General features: G+C 43.6%; 18 protein-coding genes. 15 read left to right on the forward strand and 3 right to left on the reverse strand.

Annotated features, from left to right (window positions below):
* Positions 1-14 precede the first annotated feature (14 nt).
* Together ileS and C7120_RS10540 are read right to left on the reverse strand one after the other, a co-directional pair.
* The gene (gene ileS, locus C7120_RS10535) at positions 15-3623 is read right to left on the reverse strand and encodes an isoleucine--tRNA ligase (protein ID WP_107621636.1); all 3609 of its coding nucleotides are present in this window, start codon (positions 3621-3623) and stop codon (positions 15-17) included.
* Positions 3624-4173: 550 nt separating this feature from the next.
* On the reverse strand, positions 4174-4608 hold the full coding sequence (locus C7120_RS10540; protein ID WP_107621637.1) for a (deoxy)nucleoside triphosphate pyrophosphohydrolase: 435 nt from the start codon (positions 4606-4608) through the stop codon (positions 4174-4176).
* A 132-nt stretch (positions 4609-4740) separates the two neighbouring features.
* Here C7120_RS10540 and C7120_RS10545 point away from each other — a divergent pair, with 132 nt between their 5' ends.
* Positions 4741-5325: a hypothetical protein gene (locus tag C7120_RS10545; protein ID WP_107621638.1), complete on the forward strand. Its 585-nt coding sequence runs from the start codon at positions 4741-4743 to the stop codon at positions 5323-5325.
* A 39-nt stretch (positions 5326-5364) separates the two neighbouring features.
* Here the strand turns inward: C7120_RS10545 and C7120_RS10550 are convergent, their stop codons facing one another.
* Positions 5365-6192 (reverse strand): DUF5715 family protein, encoded by an 828-nt coding sequence (locus C7120_RS10550; protein WP_107621639.1) that lies wholly within the window; start codon positions 6190-6192, stop codon positions 5365-5367.
* Between the two features lie 159 nt (positions 6193-6351).
* Between C7120_RS10550 and C7120_RS10555 the strand changes: the two genes are divergently transcribed.
* The 14 genes from C7120_RS10555 to C7120_RS10620 all read left to right on the forward strand — a co-directional run bounded on the left by C7120_RS10555 (position 6352) and on the right by C7120_RS10620 (position 22820).
* Positions 6352-7323 (forward strand): PhoH family protein, encoded by a 972-nt coding sequence (locus C7120_RS10555; protein ID WP_107621938.1) that lies wholly within the window; start codon positions 6352-6354, stop codon positions 7321-7323.
* Positions 7324-7339: 16 nt separating this feature from the next.
* Positions 7340-8293: a phosphoribosylaminoimidazolesuccinocarboxamide synthase gene (locus C7120_RS10560; protein ID WP_107621937.1), complete on the forward strand. Its 954-nt coding sequence runs from the start codon at positions 7340-7342 to the stop codon at positions 8291-8293.
* 19 nt (positions 8294-8312) lie between these two features.
* Positions 8313-9047, forward strand: coding sequence for a bifunctional demethylmenaquinone methyltransferase/2-methoxy-6-polyprenyl-1,4-benzoquinol methylase UbiE (gene ubiE, locus C7120_RS10565; RefSeq protein ID WP_107621640.1), 735 nt, complete (start codon positions 8313-8315; stop codon positions 9045-9047).
* Between the two features lie 21 nt (positions 9048-9068).
* Positions 9069-9824, forward strand: a complete 756-nt coding sequence (locus C7120_RS10570; RefSeq protein ID WP_107621641.1) for a shikimate dehydrogenase — start codon at positions 9069-9071, stop codon at positions 9822-9824.
* A 10-nt stretch (positions 9825-9834) separates the two neighbouring features.
* A complete protein-coding gene (locus C7120_RS10575) occupies positions 9835-10998 on the forward strand; it encodes an AIR synthase-related protein (RefSeq protein ID WP_107621642.1) in 1164 nt (387 codons plus the stop codon).
* Between the two features lie 18 nt (positions 10999-11016).
* Positions 11017-12129, forward strand: a complete 1113-nt coding sequence (prfA, locus tag C7120_RS10580) for a peptide chain release factor 1 (RefSeq protein ID WP_107621643.1) — start codon at positions 11017-11019, stop codon at positions 12127-12129.
* A gap of 19 nt (positions 12130-12148) precedes the next feature.
* Positions 12149-12976: an orotidine-5'-phosphate decarboxylase gene (gene pyrF / locus C7120_RS10585; RefSeq protein ID WP_107621644.1), complete on the forward strand. Its 828-nt coding sequence runs from the start codon at positions 12149-12151 to the stop codon at positions 12974-12976.
* On the forward strand, positions 12966-14186 hold the full coding sequence (locus tag C7120_RS10590; RefSeq protein WP_107621645.1) for an HD domain-containing protein: 1221 nt from the start codon (positions 12966-12968) through the stop codon (positions 14184-14186). Before pyrF ends, C7120_RS10590 begins: the two co-directional genes overlap by 11 nt.
* A 47-nt stretch (positions 14187-14233) precedes the next feature.
* Entirely contained in the window at positions 14234-15268 is a 1035-nt protein-coding gene (gene lpxD / locus C7120_RS10595; protein WP_107621646.1) for a UDP-3-O-(3-hydroxymyristoyl)glucosamine N-acyltransferase, read from the forward strand.
* A 142-nt stretch (positions 15269-15410) separates the two neighbouring features.
* Positions 15411-16802 (forward strand): bifunctional UDP-3-O-[3-hydroxymyristoyl] N-acetylglucosamine deacetylase/3-hydroxyacyl-ACP dehydratase, encoded by a 1392-nt coding sequence (locus tag C7120_RS10600; protein WP_107621647.1) that lies wholly within the window; start codon positions 15411-15413, stop codon positions 16800-16802.
* Positions 16803-16814: 12 nt separating this feature from the next.
* The gene (lpxA, locus tag C7120_RS10605) at positions 16815-17585 is read left to right on the forward strand and encodes an acyl-ACP--UDP-N-acetylglucosamine O-acyltransferase (RefSeq protein ID WP_107621648.1); all 771 of its coding nucleotides are present in this window, start codon (positions 16815-16817) and stop codon (positions 17583-17585) included.
* Positions 17586-18485 (forward strand): tRNA (adenosine(37)-N6)-dimethylallyltransferase MiaA, encoded by a 900-nt coding sequence (gene miaA / locus C7120_RS10610; RefSeq protein ID WP_107621649.1) that lies wholly within the window; start codon positions 17586-17588, stop codon positions 18483-18485.
* A 44-nt stretch (positions 18486-18529) separates the two neighbouring features.
* The gene (locus tag C7120_RS10615) at positions 18530-21055 is read left to right on the forward strand and encodes a transglycosylase domain-containing protein (RefSeq protein WP_107621650.1); all 2526 of its coding nucleotides are present in this window, start codon (positions 18530-18532) and stop codon (positions 21053-21055) included.
* A 61-nt stretch (positions 21056-21116) separates the two neighbouring features.
* On the forward strand, positions 21117-22820 hold the full coding sequence (locus tag C7120_RS10620; RefSeq protein ID WP_107621939.1) for an AAA family ATPase: 1704 nt from the start codon (positions 21117-21119) through the stop codon (positions 22818-22820).
* The last annotated feature ends 19 nt before the right edge of the window (positions 22821-22839 follow it).

Genomic DNA, 22839 nt, shown 5'->3' on the forward strand with positions numbered 1-22839 from the left:
AGAGGTAGAGAAGATTAGTTCTTCTCCACCAGAATATTAAGCTTAAACTCATCAAAATCCGTTTCCACACCATTGTTTTCCGCAATGGTAATGTCATCCGCAAGAACTTGAGTTTTGATATACTCCCCATAATCCTCTATTGCAGCGTCAGTTTCGGCATTTGGTGCCACAACGATTTTGATACGGTCTGTAATTTCAAGTCCACTTTCTTTGCGGATATTCTGAATACGATTGATTAGCTCACGAGCCATACCTTCTTTGCGAAGATCGTCTGTGAGTTCCACTTCTAATGCAACTGTGAGATTTCCCTCATTGGAAACAAGCCATCCGGGAATATCTTCACTGATTATCTCCACATCCTCTGCGTCGACGGTAATCTCCTGACTTCCAATCGAAAAAGTGTATTTCCCTGTAGCTTCAAGAGAGCTTATCTCTTCTTGAGACAGGCGGTCCATCTGGGTTGCCACACCCTTCATCAACTTTCCGAATTTCTTGCCCATTACACGGAAATTACACTTTACCTTCTTTACAAGGAAACCACTATCTTCCACAAAATTCAAGGACTTCACATTCACCTCATTCATGATGAGATCCTTTATAGCCTCTATGTGTTTCTTCTGTTCATCGTCGATAGCAGGAATCATAATCTGCTGCAATGGTTGACGAACCTTGATGTTCACCTTACGGCGAAGGGCCAATGTCATCGAGGTGATTTTCTGTGCCATATCCATGCGGGCCTCAAGATCTGCATCTATCGCCGTCTCGTCAACTTCCGGGAAGAAGTCGAGGTGCACACTCTCCCGCTTACCTCCCAAGTCGTGATATAGCTCATCTGCATAGAATGGCGCAAACGGGGCTATCAACTTTGAAACAGCCATTAAGCAGGTATAGAGAGTCTGATAGGCATCCAGTTTGTCCCGGCTCATTTCTTTACCCCAGAAACGCTTTCGGTTAAGGCGAACATACCAATTGCTGAGATCGTCATTGACGAATGTTTCTATAAGACGACCTGCGCGAGTAGGATCATACTTGTCAAGCTCCCTTTCTACACCCTTAATCAGCGAATTAACTTTTGAGATAATCCAGCGATCAATTTCCGCGGTAGGCTTCAGAACATCTTTCCCCGGCTCATATCCATCGACATTGGCATAAAGGGCAAAGAAGCTATATGTATTATAAAGCGTCCCGAAAAATTTGCGACGGACTTCATCAACGCCTTCCGGGTCAAACTTGAGGTTATCCCATGGTTCCGAGTTTGTCATCATATAGAAGCGCACGGGGTCTGCCCCATACTTATGAATCATCTCAAACGGATCCGTTACATTCCCTACATGCTTACTCATTTTGTTTCCCTTGGCATCAAGCACAAGTCCTGTCGAGATTACATTCTTGAAGGAAACAGAATCAAAAACCATCGCTGCAATGGCGTGCAGCGTAAAGAACCAGCCACGGGTCTGGTCTACTCCCTCATTGATAAAATCAGCCGGGAAGAAAGCCGGAGCAATCGGTATTCCCTCATAATCTGAATGAATCAGTTTCTGTCGGTCTGTCTCCGTACCTCTTGACATTTCTCCCTCAAACGGATAATGCAACTGGGCGAAAGGCATAGAGCCGCTGTCGAACCAGACATCAATCAAGTCTCTTTCTCGGTGCATGGGCTTACCTTCGTCATTTGCCAATACAATATGGTCGATATATGGTCGATGAAGGTCTATCCTGTCGTAGTTTTCTTGGGAATAATTTCCGGGTACAAACCCTTTGTCTTTCAGCGGATTGCTTTGCATAACTCCGGCAGCGACCGCTTTTTCTATTTCATTATAGAGTTCTTCCACGGAGCCTATGCATTTCTCATGACGGTTATCATCACGCCAGATGGGCAATGGGGTTCCCCAGAAACGCGAGCGGCTCAAATTCCAGTCATTTAGATTTTCAAGCCAGTTACCAAAGCGCCCCGTTCCCGTTGACTCCGGCTGCCAGTTAATGGTCTTGTTAAGTTCTACCATTCGCACCTTGCACTGAGTATCCTTAATAAACCAACTGTCCAAAGGATAATAAAGAATGGGCTTATCCGTGCGCCAGCAATGCGGATAGTTATGCACATGTTTCTCTATCTTGAACGCGGTTCCCTCCTGCTTCATTTCCATGCAAATGACAATGTTCAGGTCTTCGGCCCTCTCGCTTGCCTTCTTGTCCCACACTCCGTTCGGATTGAACTCCGGCGCATAAGCATTCTTCACATAATCGCCCGCATGATGAGCATATGCACGAACATCGACACAAGCCTTCGTAAAATTCTCGTCAAGTTCATCCAGGACATAGTATTTGCCCTGAAGATCAACCATGGGGCGAGTCTCCCCTTTCTTGTTGACAAGATACAGGGCCGGTATATTTGCGTCTCTGGCAACTTTTGCGTCATCGGCACCGAATGTAGGGGCAATATGCACAATGCCAGTACCATCCTCGGTAGTTACATAGTCGCCGAGGATAACACGGAAAGCCTCACTCTCCATCTCGACAAACTTGTCGCGGCCATTTGCCGCTACAAAGACTCTCTCGGGATGGGCCACTGCATACGAACTCACGAAGGGAGCCGCAAAATCATCAAGTTTTTCGCACGGCTTAACCCATGGCATCAGTTGTCGATAATGATATCCTTCCAAATCAGCACCTTTCATGCGGTCTATCACCTTAAATGGTACATACTTGTCGCCATGCACATATTCCGGCAGTTCACCACCATCCGTAACCTCTCCTTCCGGCTTCAGATAGGCATTTATCAAAGGCTCCGCCATGATGAGGGTCATTTTCTCCGCAGAGTAAGGATTATAAGTCTCTATCGCTACATAATCAATTTTCGGACCCACACAAAGGGCCGTGTTTGACGGCAATGTCCATGGAGTGGTTGTCCAGGCGATAAAATAAGGCTTGCCCCAATTCGTCCACTCTTCTTTCGGATCCTTGATCAAGAACTGCGCCGTAACAGTGGTATCCTTGACATCCCGATAACAGCCCGGCTGATTCAGTTCATGGGAGCTCAGACCTGTACCTGCTGCCGGAGAATAAGGCTGAATGGTGTAGCCCTTATATAGCAGCCCTTTATTGTAGAGCTGTTTCAGAAGCCACCATAAAGTTTCTATATACTTATTGTCGTATGTGATATACGGATGGTCAAGGTCGATAAAATAGCCCATCTCCTCTGTCAGTTGGCGCCATTCTGCCGTGAATTTCATCACATTCTCCCGACATCTCCGGTTATACTCCTCGGTCGAGATATACTTGTCCGACTTCTCGTTATCAATATCTTTCTTAGTTATTCCGAGCTCTTTCTCTACACCCAGCTCCACGGGGAGGCCGTGTGTATCCCATCCGGCCTTGCGATGCACCTGCATGCCGCGCATGGTCTTATAGCGGTTGAATGTGTCTTTGATGCTGCGGGCGAGCACATGGTGAATACCCGGATGGCCGTTTGCCGAAGGAGGTCCCTCGAAGAAAACAAATTCCGGACATCCCTCGCGTTCATCAATACTCTTATGGAAGATATCGTTCCTCTCCCACTCTGCCAGCACTTTCTGATTGGTCTCCACCAAATTCATGCCGGTGTGCTCTGCAAACTTTTTTGCCATTTTATACTCTAACTTTTATTTTTTATCAAATTTGTCGTGCAAAGATAGTATATTTTTGGTGCTCCACCAAATTCTAAAACTTATTTTTTATGTTCGCACGCGCAATACGGCGCAGTAGAAAAAAGTTCCGAGGAGTCCTGAATACATCCTTGTAGCAAGGCAAAAGAGAAATAAACACTCCATAAATATTGACAAACATGCTAAAATAAAGCCTTGTTTTAAGAGCCAACACTATGATTGCTCACAAAACGGGCCTAAAAACGAGGAAAATATAAGGATCTGATTCCCAATGTTTTGCACAAATACCAAGTGACGAATGAGAACTTTGAATGATGCAAAAGGCCGCTTTTTAGTTTCCTTTTAGCGGCTTTTTGCATTGCCGGAGACTGCAAATAGCAATCCAAAATGCCGTTAGAAGAACACCCGGCAGCCGTTTTTCACCATTCCATCGAGAAAAAAGGCTCTCCAAAATGGCATCTTTGCCCACAGATGTTAGCTGTTTAGCGTCGGAAAAGAATTGTTTGGAAGCAGCGAAAAATGCGAATTTAATTTACAAAATGACAGCATTTCCACGCCTTGCCTCAAGTCTTTCAATTATAGCCTTATCAGCTGGAAGCCACTTTAATTCTCCCAATTCATCTAATAACAGCCATCTGGCATTTTCCGCCTCCAGCAATTTCGGTTCTCCCTTATGTAAAGAGCACAGGTAATAATGTATCTTCAAATGAAACTTGGGATAATCCATGTCTATGGTCGCAAGAAACCCATTTATGGAGATTTCCACATCCAATTCCTCCTTTATCTCCCTTTTCAAGGCGATTTCCGGAGTTTCTCCAGCCTCTATCTTGCCGCCAGGAAAATCCCACCAACCTTTCCATTCGCCGTGTCCTCGCTGTGTGGCAAAATAGCGACAGCCTTTCTGAATGATTGCCGCAACGACTTCCATTTGTTTCTTAAATTTGAAATTCGGGACAAATATACTCATTTTTTCAGAAAGAAGATACGGGATTCGTGCGATTTATAATAAATAGGAATAGGTTCGGAATAGGTCCGGAACAAGCAGTCCACAAATCCATATTTTGAAATATCAATTATTTTTATTACATTTGCAGCCGATATGAGAGTCAAGAGAGTCATAATTACAGGCCTGTTCGCAATGTTTCTGGCTGCTGCGGCAAATGCGCAGACTCCGGTTGCCGACCGCGTCAGGGCCGCTATCAAGCGTCTACCTACGAGCATAAAAGTGGTGGCAAAATACACGGATAACGCTCGCCACTGTCTCTATTACATTCTCGACCACCGCCTCTATTGCCTGGATGTGATAAGAAACAAGAACGAGGAGGTGGACTTTCCGGAAAGTTATCTGAAGATTCTCGACTGTTACCTTATCCACAAGAGCAAACTCCTTTTCGTGAGCATTGACCGCGGTTCTCTGAGCAAGACCTATGCAGTCGATGGCCAGAAGTTGTATATGATAAACCCGCTGACCCGAAGAATCAAAGAGATCGGTTCGGGATACTCGATTGAGAAAGGCACATTGAAGGGCAACGAATGCTTCTGTGTAAGAAAAGCTCATAAGTGTCTGAATCCCAACGCGGTTATAGAGAAACAGCAATGGATTGCACGAGAACACTTCTATGGTGCTGACGGATCTGTTCTTTATGCGGGAAAAGAATTCAAGATAAGAATTGCGCCAAAATAGGGAAACAAGTTTCCTCCTCCGGGCAGGCCGTTTTGAAGTTTACCTTACCGTGATATGAAAACACCCTTGGCGAACTTCGTATTTGATGTAACATCTTCCCGACTCATGCATGTCGCGAAGAACCTCGCTGAAAATCCACTTTAAGGTATCATTACGCACCTCGCGCCGAGACTCCCCGGGCGCCTCTACTGTTTTATATCGATTATAGGCAATATCAAAAGTGGTGCCATACTGATGGCAGCTGTTTTGCGTTGCGTTACCATTCCGAGCACGCAGGTTGGCCACATCATTCTGGCTGCGGAGCACACTGGTTATCACAATCTTATGCAGGGGAACGCCCTTCACCACCAGGCTATCATAGAAGCTGCGCCCAATATCCTGCAGCAGAACCGATGCCCGAGGAACGAGATAAGGTATCGAATTGCGCAACTTGTCGACATAAAAATATGGATTAGAGCCTATATACACAAGTTCCGCCTTCCGCCTCTCTGCCTCCGCCCTATCCTTGACAGGTTTTACTCCTAATTTCCGGGCAGCTGCCAACTGCACATCATTCTGATCAGGAAAGGTAGAGTCAAAGTGAGGGACGCTGTAAATGCGGTTTTTTGCCAAGCTCCCATCTGCCTTGAAGAACCTCGACCGGTTCTCTATCCTTTTCGAAGGGATAACAGATTCTGCAATATCTTGAGTTGTTGCGGGCACATCTCCTATTGAGGCGGCAATGGAGTCTGAATCAACGGGAATGTTAGTTATATCAGTTGTTTTGAGATCGGCACCTGTTATTCCCGGATATATACACCGCACCATTCCCAGAATAACAACAACAATGCCAAAACCTTGCAAATATCTCGTCTTACTTATCTTCATTTTTCGAAATTCATCTAAAATTGCGACAAAGTTAATAAAAAGTTAAGAGTTTCTTATCTTGTCTCGTAATATTTTTGTAAATTTGCACAAAAATAAGATTCGCTGAACTTAGTTCAGGGAATGTTGATTTCCCAAGGAAGTGAGGCGGAAAAGCAATATATGATAGAGAAGCATTTAATACTTGAAGATATTGATCCCATAGTGTTCTATGGAGTAAATAACGGGCATCTTCAAATGTTGAAATCCTTGTTTCCCAAACTTCGTATCGTTGCTCGCGACAATGTCATGCGCATTATCGGAGACGAAGAAGAAATCTCAAAGATAGAGGATGATGTGGAAAGCCTGCGCCAGCATGTCTTGAAATACAATTCCTTAGACGATGAAGACATCCTCGATATTATCAAGGGGAAAAAGACCAAGGCCGACTCCATAAAAGGCGTCTTAGTCTATTCGATATCGGGAAGACCTATCAAGAGTCGTTCCGAGAATCAGCAGAAACTGATAGACTCCTTTGAGAAAGACGACATGATATTTGCCGTCGGACCTGCCGGCACGGGTAAAACCTATTTGAGCATTGCACTTGCGGTAAAGGCACTAAAGGAAAAGACGGCAAAAAAGATTATTCTTTCCCGACCGGCAGTAGAAGCCGGTGAGAAGCTGGGATTTCTTCCCGGCGACATGAAAGACAAGATTGACCCGTATCTGCAGCCACTATATGATGCGTTAGAAGATTTGATTCCCGCCGTGAAGCTTCAAGACATGATGGACAAACATATCATTCAAATTGCCCCTTTGGCATTCATGCGGGGAAGAACCTTGAGTGATGCAGTGGTAATCCTTGACGAAGCGCAGAATACGACGCCGGCGCAAATCCGCATGTTTCTTACACGAATGGGGTGGAACACGAAAATGATTATTACCGGCGACATGACCCAGATAGATCTGCCCCATGAACAGAAGAGTGGTTTGAAAGAAGCCCTTAAAATCCTGTCTGGAATTGAGGGGATTTCGGTTGTTGAGCTGAACAAAAAAGATATCGTCAGGCATAAGCTGGTTACTCGCATTGTCAACGCCTATGAGGCTTACGACAAAAAGCGGAACAATGAAAAGGAATTGGAATTTAAGGACTAAATTATACACAAAAGCAATGAAAGCATTAACAAGAACCGACTTCCATTTTGAGGGTCAGAAGAGCGTTTATCATGGTAAAGTTCGCGATGTATATAACATTAATGACGAACTTATGGTAATGGTTGCCACGGACAGAATTTCCGCATTTGATGTAATTCTGCCCAAAGGCATCCCCTTTAAAGGACAAGTCTTGAATCAGATTGCCGCAAAATTTCTGGATGCAACCAGCGATATATGCCCTAACTGGAAACTCGCAACTCCCGACCCGATGGTTACTGTTGGGTTAAAATGTGAGGGATTCCGTGTCGAAATGATTATTCGGTCTATTCTCACTGGCAGCGCATGGAGAGCATACAAAGAAGGATGCCGAGAACTATGTGGGGTAAAACTTCCCGACGGAATGCGTGAGAATCAGAAATTCCCAAAACCCATCATTACCCCTACTACAAAAGCTGACGAGGGACATGACCTGAATATTTCCAGAGAAGAAATCATCAGCCAAGGGCTTGTTTCTGCAGAAGACTATGCCGTGATTGAAGACTATACTCGCAAGTTGTTTGCCCGTGGACAGGAAATCGCGGCTAAGCGTGGTCTTATCCTTGTCGACACGAAATATGAGTTTGGCAAACGAAGCGGAAAGATATACCTTATCGACGAAATCCATACTCCAGATTCGAGTCGCTATTTTTATGCAGATGGATATGACGAGAAATTTAAAAAGGGAGAACCACAGAAACAACTTTCAAAGGAATTTGTTCGCCAATGGCTCATAGAAAACAACTTCATGAATGAACCGGGACAAAAAATGCCCGAAATTACCGATCAATATGCAGAAAGTGTATCCCAAAGATATATCGAACTCTATGAGCATATTACCGGCGAAAGTTTTAATAAATCGATTGAAAAAGAGGGTGATATTGCCGGGCGCATTGAAAGGAATGTATGTGAATACTTAAAAACAAGAAGATAGACTTTCACTTTTATGCATCATGTATAAGCAAGAAAATGTCAAGCCTTATGACGGAGATGGAGAAAAGGGAGAATTAGTGGAACAATTATTCAACAACATTGCCTCTACTTATGATACCTTGAACCACCGCCTTTCATGGAATATAGACAAAGTGTGGAGAAAAGCTGCTATCAAGCAACTCATGCCATTTAAGCCTAAATATATATTAGATATAGCCACAGGAACTGGAGATTTTGCTATCCTTGCCGCACAAATGCTTCAGCCTGTACGGCTTATGGGTGCTGACATATCTGAGGAAATGATGAAAATTGGTGTCGAGAAAGTCAGAAAAGCAGGATTAGAGAATTTGATCGGCTTCAAGATGGAGGATTGTATGAATATGTCGTTTAAAGATAACACATTTGATGCTGTTACTGCAGCATTTGGTATCCGGAATTTCCAATGTCTTGATAAAGGCCTATCGGAAATATACAGAGTTTTAAAATCCAACGGGCATCTCTGCATCGCGGAGCTTACAACTCCGATTTCGTTTCCCATGAAGCAGTTATTCCGGTTTTATTCACACTATATCCTTCCTACATACGGTAGTCTGATTAGCAAAGACAGGGCTGCTTACGAATATCTGACCAAGTCTGTCGAAGCATTTCCGCAAGGGGAAAACATGATGGTGATACTGAAGAAAGCCGGCTTTAGTAAGACGACCTTTAAGCGCCATACCTTTGGCATCTGTACGATATATCTTGCATCAAAGTAAATATAATTATTAAAATTAATTATGGATAAATATGGACTGATAGGCTACCCTTTAGGGCACTCGTTTTCGATTAGCTATTTTAACGAGAAGTTTCAAAATGAAGGTATTGATGCAAGATATGAGAATTTTGAAATTCCCAAGATTGAAGATTTAAAAGAAGTTCTAGATCTAAATCCGAGTCTCAAAGGTCTGAATGTAACAATTCCTTACAAGGAACAAGTCATGAAATACCTTGATTCTATCAGTCCCGAAGCCAAGGCTATTGGTGCCGTAAATGTCATTAAAGTAACGCATAAAGGTCGGAAAACAGAGTTAAAAGGATATAATAGTGATGTCATAGGATTCACCAAAAGTATCGAAGCAGCTTTAGAACCTGCACACAAAAAGGCTTTAATTCTGGGCACAGGAGGCGCGTCGAAAGCTATTGATTACGGCTTGAGGTCTCTGGGGCTTGAGACTCTTTTCGTAAGCAGGACTAAAAAGAAAAACGCCATTACTTATGAAGAGCTTACTCCTGAGCTCATAAGGGAATATAGAGTCATCGTCAACTGCACCCCAGTTGGCATGTATCCCCATGCAGACGAATGCCCAAAACTTCCATATGAAGCAATGGATACACATACACTACTTTACGACCTTATATATAATCCAGACGAGACTTCATTTCTGAAGCGAGGTAAAGAGAGAGGGGCTACTATCATCAATGGATTGGAGATGCTCTTATTGCAGGCCTTTGCCTCGTGGGAGTTCTGGAACGGAAAAGAAAGATTACAATAATTTAAGGATAATGGATAATCGTTATATGATGCGTGGCGTCAGTGCTGCAAAAGAGGATGTGCACAATGCCATTAAGAATATAGACAAAGGTTTGTATCCACAAGCTTTTTGCAAAATCATCCCAGACATTCTGGGGGGAGACGAGACTTACTGCAATATTATGCATGCTGATGGTGCAGGAACGAAATCTTCTCTTGCTTACATGTATTGGAAAGAGACCGGAGATCTCGATGTATGGCAAGGTATTGCCCAGGATGCCATAGTGATGAACACTGACGACCTGCTCTGCGTGGGTGCGGTCGACAATATCCTCGTTTCAAGTACTATCGGTCGCAACAAGATGCTGATACCCGGAGAAGTCATATCCGCCATCATCAATGGCACTGATGAGTTCCTTGCAGAAATGCATAATATGGGTGTCGGCATTTACCCTACTGGTGGAGAAACTGCAGATGTGGGTGATTTGGTTCGAACGATCATAGTTGATTCCACGGTTACATGCCGAATGAAACGCTCAAATGTCATTAACAATGCGAATATCAAACCTGGAGATGTCATAGTGGGGTTAAGTTCTACGGGACAGGCCACCTATGAAAAACGATACAATGGCGGAATGGGCAGCAACGGGCTTACTAGTGCCCGTCATGATGTCTTTGCTAAATATTTGGTAGAAAAGTTTCCAGAAAGTTTCGACCATGCGGTTCCGAACAAACTTGTCTATAGTGGGAAATACCATCTGACCGATACGATTGAGGGGGTTGCCGTTAATGCAGGCCAACTTGTACTCTCTCCTACTCGTACATACGCCCCGATTATTAAGAACTTACTGGACGAACTTAGACCCCAAATTCACGGAATGGTGCACTGTACGGGTGGTGCACAGACAAAGGTTCTACACTTCGTTAATGAAAATTGTAAGGTCGTGAAAGATAACTTATTTCCCATTCCTCCCCTTTTCAAGATAATTCATGATTGCAGCGGAACCGATTGGAAGGAAATGTATCAAGTATTTAACATGGGACACCGCATGGAAATCTATGTACGCCCTGAAATCGCAGAACAAGTAATCGCAATCAGCAAAAGCTTCAATGTTGATGCCCAAATCATAGGACATATCGAAGAAGGAAAACGAAGCTTAACCATAAAATCTGAGTTTGGAGAATTCTTTTATTAAAAGGTAAGAAGACTGATTATGGCAGACAACAACAATATTCTGGGAAAACTAGACGGCCTGGAAAGTCGTTACGAAGAAGTATCAACACTAATCACGGATCCGGCTGTTATTGCGGATCAACAACGATATGTAAAGCTTACGAAAGAATATAAAGACTTAGAAGACATCATGGATGCTCGTCGGCGCTATATAGCATGCCTAAATTCCATAAAGGAAGCAAAAGATATTCTTGCAAACGAAAATGATCCTGACATGAGGGAAATGGCACGAGACGAGCTATCTGAAAGCGAAGCCTTGCAACCCAAGCTTGAAGAAGAAATAAAAATTGCACTGGTGCCTAAAGATCCTGAAGATGCCAAGAATGTACAGATGGAAATCCGTGCAGGAACAGGAGGAGACGAAGCTGCTCTTTTTGCTGGTGATTTGTTCAATATGTACAAGAAATTCTGCGACTCAAAAGGGTGGCTAGTCAGCGTTACCGATGCTTCCGAGGGAGCTGTCGGTGGATTTAAGGAAATCGATTTTGCCGTAAGCGGAGATAATGTGTACGGCGTCTTAAAATACGAATCGGGAGTGCATCGTGTACAAAGAGTTCCTGCTACAGAGACCCAAGGGCGCATGCATACATCTGCCGCTACGGTTGCTGTATTACCGGAAGCTGACAAATTTGAGGTTCACATCAATGAGGGAGATATCAAATGGGATACTTTCCGCTCAAGTGGCGCCGGAGGTCAGAATGTAAATAAGGTGGAATCCGGTGTTCGTCTTCGCTATCCATGGAAAAACCCTAATACAGGAGAAGTGGAAGAGATCCTGATAGAATGCACAGAAACTCGCGATCAACCCAAGAATAAAGAGCGTGCGCTGAGTCGTCTCTATACATATATTTATGACCACGAACATCAAAAATATGTTGATGACATCTCTAGCCGGCGAAAGAGCCTTGTCTCCACTGGAGATCGTAGTGCCAAAATCCGCACATATAATTTTCCGCAAGGTCGAGTTACCGATCATAGAATTGGATATACAACCCATGACCTTAGTGGCTTTTTAAATGGAGATATTCAAGATATGATTGATGCCCTTACGGTAGCAGAAAATGCAGAGAAACTTAAAGAATCAGAATTATAAATAAAACTCATGCTATCAAATGACAAGACAAGAACTTACAAAACAAATATTCGAAAGAAAATCTTTCCTATGTGTTGGATTAGATTCTGATATTCAGAAAATCCCAGAATTTTTAAGGGCCAATGACGATCCGATTTTCTTGTTCAATAAATCTATTATTGATGCAACGGCTCCATATTGCGTAGCCTATAAGCCCAATCTTGCTTTTTATGAGAGCCAGGGAAGGAAAGGCATTGCAGCATTTGAGCAAACTATTGAATATTTGAAAAAGTTCTACCCTACCCACCTCATCATTGCAGATGCCAAACGTGGCGATATTGGCAACACATCCTTTATGTATGCAAAAACTTTTTTTGAAGAATATAATCTGGATGCGCTTACCATTGCTCCATACATGGGCGAAGACAGCGTCAAACCTTTTCTGGAGTATAAAAATAAGTGGGTTATTCTCTTGGCCTTAACCTCCAATAAAGGATCATTGGACTTCCAGCTAACAGAAGATAAAAATGGTCAAAGACTTTTCGAAAAAGTCATCACAAAAAGTCAGAAATGGGGAAATGACAATAACTTAATGTATGTAGTAGGTGCCACTCAAGGAAGAATGTTTGAAGATGTTCGCAGAATTGCCCCAAATAATTTTTTGTTGGTTCCAGGTATCGGTGCACAGGGTGGAAGCCTTCAGGAAGTATGTAAATATGGCATGATTAAAGACTGTGGATTACTCGTAAATTCCTCAAGAGGAATCATCTATGCAAGCAAAAACGAAGATTTCGCAGAGGTTGTTGCTCAAAAAGCAAAAGAACTGCAAGTCCAAATGGCAATAGAGCTCGACAAAATTGAACGATAATAAGATAATAAGCGACCCTGTCTTTGGGTTTATAAAGGTTCCAAGAGGTTTGTTGCTCGATATTGTAAAACATCCTCTGACACAAAGGCTGACCCGTATCAAGCAGTTAGGCCTTGCAAGTGTCGTATATCCAGGAGCACAACATACCCGATTTCAGCACTCATTGGGATCCTTTCATCTGATGAGCGAGGCTATAGTGTCGCTTCGTCAGAAAGGTATTTTCATCTTTGATAGCGAGGCAGAAGCCATTCAAGCTGCCATCCTCATGCATGATATCGGTCATGGACCGTTCTCCCATGTATTAGAAAATACCCTGATCCGAGATGTCTCGCATGAAGAGATTTCATTGATGATGATGGACAAGATCAATCAAGAGATGAAAGGAGCCTTAAATTTAGCTATCAGTATCTTTAAAGATGAATACCCTAAACGCTTTTTACATCAATTGATCAGTTCACAATTAGACATGGACAGACTGGACTATCTGCGTCGTGATAGTTTCTTTACCGGTGTTACAGAAGGTAATATAGGTTCTGCCAGGATCATCAAGATGCTCAATGTTGTAGACGACAATCTCGTTGTAGAATATAAGGGTATCTATTCCATTGAAAATTATTTAACTACCCGCCGTTTGATGTATTGGCAAGTTTATCTCCATAAAGCAACAGTTGCCTATGAAAAAATACTTGTCAATGTTTTACTACGGGCAAAAGAGTTAGCCTCTCAGGGAAAAGAGCTTTTTGCGACTCCGGCTCTCCATTATTTCTTATATAACGACATAGACAAAGATTTTTTCATCTCACATGAAGAAGCACTTCTAAACTATGAGCTTCTTGACGACAATGATATCTGGAGTTCGGTTAAAACTTGGATGAATCATGATGATAAGATTCTTTCCACCTTGTCAAAAGACTTAATTAATAGAAATATCTTTAAGGTAGAAATCCATGAGGATCCTCTTTCTAAAGAGAAAATCAAAGCCATTCAAAAGCAACTAAGTGAAAAGGCAGGAGTATCATTTGAAGACGCCAGATATCTTATGAGCGTAAACACGATCCAAAAGGATATGTATAATATTAATGATGACCATATCTCCATACTTCACAAAGATGGTACGACAGAAGATATCACCGACGCTTCGGAAATCTTGAATGTAGCCCTTCTTTCCAAACAAATACGGAAATATTATCTCTGCTATCAGAGATTCTAAAATAAATTTGTTATATTTGCAAAAGAAATCAATTGATATAAGATAATATGGAATTTTCAGCAAAACAGATAGCTCAATTTGTACAAGGCACGATAATTGGCGATGAAAATGTCTCTATTAACACATTTACGAAAATAGAAGAAGGGAAAAAAGGGGCGATTTCATTCCTTGCTAATGCCAAATATGCCCATTATCTTAAGAACACGGAATCCTCTATCGTTCTTGTTGACGAATTGATTGAAATTGAGTTTCCTGTTAAGCCAACTCTCATTCGGGTAAAGAATGCTCGCGACTGTGTGGCTAAGCTCCTGCAACTTTATGACAGTATGAGGCCCAAGAAACAAGGAGTAGACTCGTTGGCATTTATCTCGTCAAAAGCCAAGATTGGAAAGGATGTATATATCGGAGCATTTGCCTATATCGGTGATGGAGCTGAGATAGGAAGCGGCACGCAGGTGTATCCACATGTTACAATTATGGAAGGATCGAAGATTGGGGAGAATTGTATTATCTATCCTAATGCCAGCATCTATCACGACTGCATCCTAGGAAACAATGTGATTGTCCACTCTGGAAGCGTTATTGGGGCTGATGGTTTCGGTTTTGCTCCTAACGGCGAAGACTACGATAAAATCCCGCAGATTGGTATTGTTACCATTGAAGACAATGTAGAAATTGGCGCGAATACCTGTATAGACCGCTCCACAATGGGTTCCACTTTTATCCGCAAGGGAGTCAAGCTTGATAACCTTGTGCAAATCGCCCATAACACGGATATTGGCGAGAACACGGTTATGAGTTCTCAGGTTGGCATTGCCGGTTCAACCAAAATTGGAAAATGGTGCATGTTTGGTGGGCAAGTAGGCATTGCTGGGCACATTGAGATTGGCGATAAAGTGTTCTTGGGTGCCCAGTCAGGTGTCCCTGGAAATCTCAAGAAAGACCAGACACTTATCGGCACTCCTCCTTTTGAGCCAAGAAACTACTTTAGATCTCAGGCCATATTCCAAAGATTACCAGAGATTTATAAACAGCTCAATGAACTTCAGAAAGAGGTTGGAGAGCTCAAAAAACGGAAATAGATTCCAAATATCTAAGGTAGAAAACTACAGAAATTTTCTAAAGAAAAGCTTAAAGCTACATAAAAGCTATATGATAAGAAGAAGTTGAAAAGCCACTATCTACGAAATCAATAAATTTGAACTAAAAAATAAAATATAAAAGATGGACGCAGAAAAGCAGAAAACCCTGAAAGGCAGTTTCTCCTTATACGGCAAGGGGCTGCATACAGGCTTGAACCTTACGGTAACTTTCAATCCAGCTCCAGAGAATACCGGCTATCAGATTCAGCGTATTGACCTTGACGGACAGCCCGTCATCAAGGCTCTGGCCGAAAAAGTGACGGAAACGCAGCGTGGAACAGTAATAACAAGCGGGGAAGTTCGTATAGGCACTATTGAGCACGGTATGGCCGCCCTTTATGCAATGGGTATCGACAATTGCCTTATACAAGTAAATGGCCCCGAATTCCCCATCCTCGACGGTTCGTCCATCATGTATGTAGACAAAATCAATGAAGTGGGAACTGTCGAGCAGAATGCGCCGAAGGATTATTATATCATTCGCAGAAAAATTGAATTTAAAGATGACAAGACCGGGTCATGCATCACCATCTTGCCAGACGAGCAGTTCAGCATTACGGCTATGTGCTCGTTTCAATCCAAGTTTATCAACAGCCAGTTTGCGACACTCGACAATATCGATAATTTTGCAAGAGAAATCGCTCCTGCTCGTACTTTCGTATTTGTGCGCGATATTGTCCCTCTCCTTGAGGCCAATCTCATCAAGGGAGGCGACTTGGACAATGCCATTGTCATCTATGAACGCGAGGTAACACAAGAAAGCCTTGATAAACTTGCCGATATTTTGAAGGTGCCACGCATGAATGCTAAAAAGATTGGATATATTCAACATAAGCCTTTGATGTGGGAGAATGAGTGTACCCGCCACAAACTCCTCGATATCATTGGAGACATGGCCTTGATTGGAAAACCTATCAAGGGACGCATTATTGCCACCAGACCAGGACACACGGTAAACAATAAGTTTGCCCGCTTAATGCGCAAGGAAATTAGAAAGCATGAAGTTCAGGCTCCAATTTATGATCCGACAGAAATCCCAATCATGGATAATAACCGTATTCGCGAGCTTCTTCCCCATCGCTATCCCATGCAATTGGTCGATAAGGTTATTGCCATTGGCCCTACAAGTATTGTTGGTGTCAAGAATGTAACAGCCAATGAGCCCTTCTTTCAAGGGCATTTCCCACAAGAACCTGTAATGCCAGGTGTACTTATGGTTGAGGCGATGTCTCAATGTGGTGGGCTCCTTGTATTAAATCAGGTTGAAGAGCCCGAGAGGTGGTCTACTTATTTCCTTGCCATCGATGATGTCAAATTCCGCCAAAAAGTGATTCCGGGAGATACCCTTCTATTCAGAGTCGAACTGCTTCATCCTGTCCGCCATGGGATTAGTTCCATGAAAGGATATATGTTTGTTGGAGACAATGTCGTAGCGGAAGCCACTTTCACGGCTCAGATCATAAAGAACAGATAAAACTTATAAGATATGAATCAAGTCAGTCCGTTGGCGTATGTGCATCCGGAAGCAGAGTTAGGGAATAACAATGTTATTGGCCCATTCTGCTTTATCGACCGTAATACTATTATTGGAGATAATAATGTAATGCGGAACAGCGTTACCATTAATTACGGCGCACGCATTGGCGACAACAACGAGTTTTTCCCAGGTGCAAGCATTTCCACCAAACCCCAAGACTTGAAGTTCAAGGGTGAAGAAACATTGTGCGAAATCGGCAATCATAATAGTATCCGTGAAAATGTAACCATCTCCAGAGGAACGGCATCTGCTGGAACCACGAAGGTTGGCAATAACAATCTTCTCATGGAGAACATGCATCTCGCTCACGATTGTGTTTTAGGAGATAATTGCATCATTGGCAATTCCACCAAATTCGCGGGAGAGATAACCATTGACGATAATGCGATTGTCAGTGCCGTGGTCCTCTGCCATCAATTCTGCCGCATTGGCGGATATGTAATGATCCAAGGGGGCTGCCGCTTCTCTCTGGACATTCCTCCTTATGTCATTGCGGGAAAGGAGCCAACCCGTTATGCAGGCATCAATATTATTGGTCTCCGTCGACACGGATTCAGTAATGAACTGATTGACAAGATTCATGAGGCTTACCGTCTGCTTTATTCTAAAGGAATATTGAAAGAAGGTGTTGAAGAAATCAAAAAGAATGTTGATATCATCCCGGAAATTCAATACATCATCGACTTTGTCTCTTCTTCAAAGCGAGGCATCATCAGATAAATGAAAACACTCGTTGTTGTTCTCGGACCAACAGGTGTCGGCAAAACTGACCTCTGCCTGCAAATTGCAGAACATCTAAAAACACCTATTATAAATGCAGACTCTCGGCAGATTTTCACAGAACTGCCTATCGGTACCGCCGCACCAACCCCAGAACAACAACGGCGCGTTGCCCATTATTTTGTAGGCAGCCACCACATACAAGACTATTACAGCGCCTCAAAATTTGAAAACGAGGTAATGTGTCTATTACAAAATCATCTGTTCCAAACTTCAGACATTGCCTTAATGAGCGGCGGCAGCATGATGTATATCGATGCTGTATGTAATGGCATTGATGACATACCGACTGTGGACGAGGAGACCAGACGGTTAATGACAGACAGATTGGCCCAGGAAGGACTTCCGGCATTAGCCGAAGAACTCAGGATGCTTGATCCGGAACATTATGAGATTGTAGATAAGAACAATCCCCGACGCATTGTACATGCTCTTGAAATCTGCCATATGACGGGAAAGACTTATTCTTTTTTTCGAACAAACTCTCAAAAAGAACGCCCGTTCAAGATTTTAAAGATTGGGCTGAATCGTCCAAGAGAAGAACTTTATGAAAGAATCAACAAGCGAGTTCTTCAAATGATGCAGATTGGACTGGAAGAAGAAGCTCGCAATGTATATCCTCTGAAAGGATTAAATGCGTTGAATACAGTAGGTTACAAAGAATTATTCAATTACTTTGACGGTAATATCGACAAAGATGAATCCGTCCGACAGATTCAGTCTAACAGCCGCAGGTATATGCGTAAGCAACTTACATGGTTCAAGAAAGACGACCGCATTCAATGGTTCAATCCCGAGAATAGTAAAGAAATTATAAATTATATCGATACATCGATATAAATATAGAAGTATTTTAGTACTTTTGTATCGTAATACTATAGATTATGTGGAACAAAATTGAGAATATTTTCAATTGGTGCAGACACAGGGCCAAGGCTTTCTGTAAATGGTATAAGGCCCTTTATAAGGACACGCCATGGTGGAAAAAGACGATTGTGGCGGCGACTTCCTTATTGGTTCTATTTATTCTTTACCTTGGAGCAGTCGATCTGAACCTGTTCTGGCTATTTGGTAAATCACCCGGTTATTTTTCCGGAATCAGAGATCCACAAACTTCCCAGGCATCAGTGATATATAGTGCGGATGGCAAACAGATCGGAAAATACTTCAACGAGAATCGCACCCCCATAACTTACGAAGAGGTCAATCCTGCATTCTTCAAGGCACTCATTGACACAGAAGATGAACGATTCTACAGTCATTGGGGAATAGACCCTATCGGACTTTTTGCCGCCGCAAAAGACGCCCTGCTCCATCATGGTGGCCGCGGTGCCTCGACCATTACACAGCAATTAGCCAAAAACATGTTCCGCGTCCGCACGCAATATTCTACAGGCCTCTTAGGAAAGATTCCTGGTCTCAAAATCCTTATCATGAAAAGTAAGGAGTGGATTATAGCCACCAAACTTGAAACCGTATTTTCCAAGAAGGAGATTATTACGATGTATGTCAACACGGTTGATTTCGGTTCTAACGCATATGGCATTAAGACTGCCGCAAAGACATACTTCAACTGCTCTCCTAAAGACTTAACTACTGATCAGGCAGCCATACTGGTCGGAATGCTGAAGGCTACTACCTACTATAATCCCAAGACCCATCCGGAAAACAGTATCAGACGCCGCAATGTGGTATTGAATAATATGCTCATTCATGGAGATCTGGATCAGAGTGAATACTCTCGACTAAGTCAACTACCTATCAAACTTGACTATACGGTTGAAAACAACTATGATGGACAGGCATTGTATTTCCGTGAGGCCGTGGCAGACTACCTGAAAGACTGGTGCGAGGAAAACGGCTACGATCTATATAGTAGCGGACTGAAGATATACACCACCATCGATACGCGCATGCAGAAGTATGCGGAGGAAGCCGCTCGTAAACAGATGAAGCAAGTCCAACAGAATTTCAATAATCATTGGGGCATTTATCGCAGACAGGATTCCAACTGGCTAAGACAGGAGCCATGGCAGGACGAGAACCATCAGGCGATTCCTAATTTTATACAAGATATTGCCCAAAAACAACCTTTCTATAAGGCTTTATTGGCAAAATATCGCAACAATCCGGACTCCGTGGCCTATTACTATAAGGAATGGATACACCCGGTGAAGGTCTTTGATTATGAAAAGGGGGAAATCACAAAGATGATGACATCCGAGGATTCTATCAAATACATGACAACTTTCATGCACTGTGCGATGGTTGCGATGGAATCACAGACTGGACATGTGAAAGCATGGGTGGGCGACATCGACTTCAAGCATTGGAAGTATGACAAAGCCACAGCCATGCGCCAGCCTGGCTCCACATTCAAGCTCTTTGTCTACACCGAAGCCATGAATCAGGGATTGACCCCTTGTGATAAGCGTAGAGACGAATACATTTCCATGGATGTATACGACAAGAAGAAACATGAAATGACCAAATGGACTCCTGGCAATGCTAATGGATATTTCACAGGAGACTCCATGGTTTTGAAATCAGCATTTGCGCGGAGTGTCAATTCCGTAGCCGTGAGGCTTGGCCAGGAAATGGGTATCAAGCGAATTATCGAGACGGCACACAAAATGGGCATCAAGAGCCCTCTTGAAGATGCTCCGTCTCTGGCATTAGGCTCCAGTGATGTGAATCTTCTTGAGATGGTGAACGCCTATTGCACTGCTGCTGACGACGGAAAGCATCACGATCCCGTTCTGGTAACTCGCATATTGGATAAAGATGGCAACGAAGTCTTTGTCGGGCCAAGTACGACGGAACAGGCCATCCCATATAAAAGCGCCTTTCTCGTGCAGCAGCTATTACAGGGGGGCTTGCGTGAACCCGGAGGAACATCACAAAGTTTATGGGGATATATAGGAAATGTAAGAGACACGGAATTCGGTGGAAAGACCGGAACCTCTAATAACCATTCCGATGCCTGGTTCATGGGTGTAAGTCCCAAACTTGTAGTCGGCGCGTGGGTCGGTGGTGAATATCGCTCCATCCACTTCCGCACAGGGGCATTGGGCCAAGGCTCAAGGACGGCGCTCCCCATTTGTGGATACTTCTTGCAATCGGTATTCAGCGATCCGGCATTTGAAAAGTATCATGGAAAATTCACTCGGCCAACCGACGAAGGAATTACGCGAGACATGTATGAGTGTGCAAGCTATTATCCCCCAGTAAAGAAAGATACGACACAGAAAGACAGTCTTGAAGTTGTTACGGAGGAGATTATCCTCGACAAGAATGGCAACCCCATAGAAAGGCATGCGACAACAGAGGGCGAAAAGAAATCGGAGCAACCCACAGAGTCTAAGCATCGTCAACCGACAGAACAAGTTGTCAAGTTTGATGAACTTTAAAAAGCAGACACTATAAGTGAACCATATCAGTGTAGAAAACATTGATTTAAACAACCCGGAGTTGCAGAACGCACTCCAAATATTGGAATTTACCCGTCGCTCACTTTTCCTCACAGGAAAGGCAGGGACGGGTAAATCAACTTTCCTACGCCATATCGCGGCTACAACCAAAAAGAAACATGTGATTCTGGCACCAACCGGAATAGCCGCAATCAACGCTGGCGGAGCCACGCTACACAGCTTCTTCAAGTTGCCCTTCCATCCCCTACTTCCTAACGATAGCCGCTATAGTGCCCGAAATATAAGGGAAACCCTAAAGTATAATGCGGAAAAGCGCAAATTGTTGCGAGAGGTCGAGCTCATCATCATTGATGAAATCAGCATGGTTCGTGCTGATATCATCGACTTCATTGATAAAGTCTTGCGGATTTACAGCCGCAACATGCGAGAGCCTTTTGGCGGCAAGCAGCTCTTATTGGTAGGAGACATCTACCAGCTCGAGCCTGTGCTGAAGGAAGAAGACCGCCAGCTTTTGCAACCATTCTATCCATCATCGTTCTTTTTCGACGCCAGGGTTTTCCGGCAAATGCAGCTTGTGAGCATCGAACTGACTAAGGTATATCGCCAGTCAGACCCTGTTTTTATAAATATTCTCGACCATATACGGACTTCCAAGGTGGGAACTACAGATTTAGTCATGCTAAACCAACATGTGGGAGCGGCACTGGAGAATAATGATTCCAAACTGGCAATTACCCTTTCTACCCGCAGGGACACAGTAGACTATATTAACGAGAAGAGATTAGAGGAATTGCCCGGTGAGCCCACCATATTCCATGGTGTCATTGAGGGGGAATTCCCCGAGAGCAGCCTGCCCACCCCTCAGGAACTGGTATTGAAAACAGGTGCCCAAATACTCTTCATCCGCAATGACAAGGAGAAACGGTGGGCAAACGGCACGCTGGGCACCATCATCGGTTTCGGGGACGAAGCCGATGGGATTATCTATGTCCGTACGGAGGAAGGAGCCGACTGCGATGTGGAACGGGAGCTCTGGGAGAATGTGAAATATACATTCAATGAAAAAGAACAGAAAATAGAAGAACAGGCAATCGGCACCTATACACAGTTTCCCTTGCGGTTGGCATGGGCGATAACCGTGCACAAAAGCCAGGGACTAACCTTCAATAAAGTGAAGATAGACTTTACGGGCGGTGTCTTTGCCGGCGGACAGACCTATGTAGCGCTATCGCGCTGCACATCATTGGACGGTATAAGCCTCAAGGAGCCCATCCGCCGAGAGGATGTATTCGTAAAGGCGGCAGTACAGAATTTTGCCCGTAATTACAACAACAAAAACATGATATCCCTCGCATTACGGCAAAGCAAGGCCGATAAAGAATACTTTGATGCCATGACGGCTTTTAACCGGGGCGACATGCAGGAAGCGTTGGACAAATTCTTTCTGGCCATTCATAGCCGATATGACATAGAGAAGCCAGAAGTCAAGAGGCTGCTCCGAAGGAAGCTGGATGTCATCAACCGGCAGAAAGAAGAAATCAGGAAACTCAAGGCCGAAGCCCGGAAGAAAGAGGAATTCCTGAAACGCCTGGCCGTGGAATATGTCCAGATGGGCAGAGACTGCGAGAAGGAAGACTTCCTGGAGGCCGCTATCAAGAACTATGAGAAGGCACTGGAATTGTATCCGGGCATTCCCGAAGCCAAACGGAGACTGAAGAAGCTTCGCAAGTCTGCCATCCCCTGAATTCGCGTTTGAGGTATAT

It is taken from the genome of Prevotella sp. oral taxon 376, assembly GCF_003043945.1.
In the GTDB taxonomy this organism is placed as follows: Bacteria; Bacteroidota; Bacteroidia; order Bacteroidales; family Bacteroidaceae; genus Prevotella.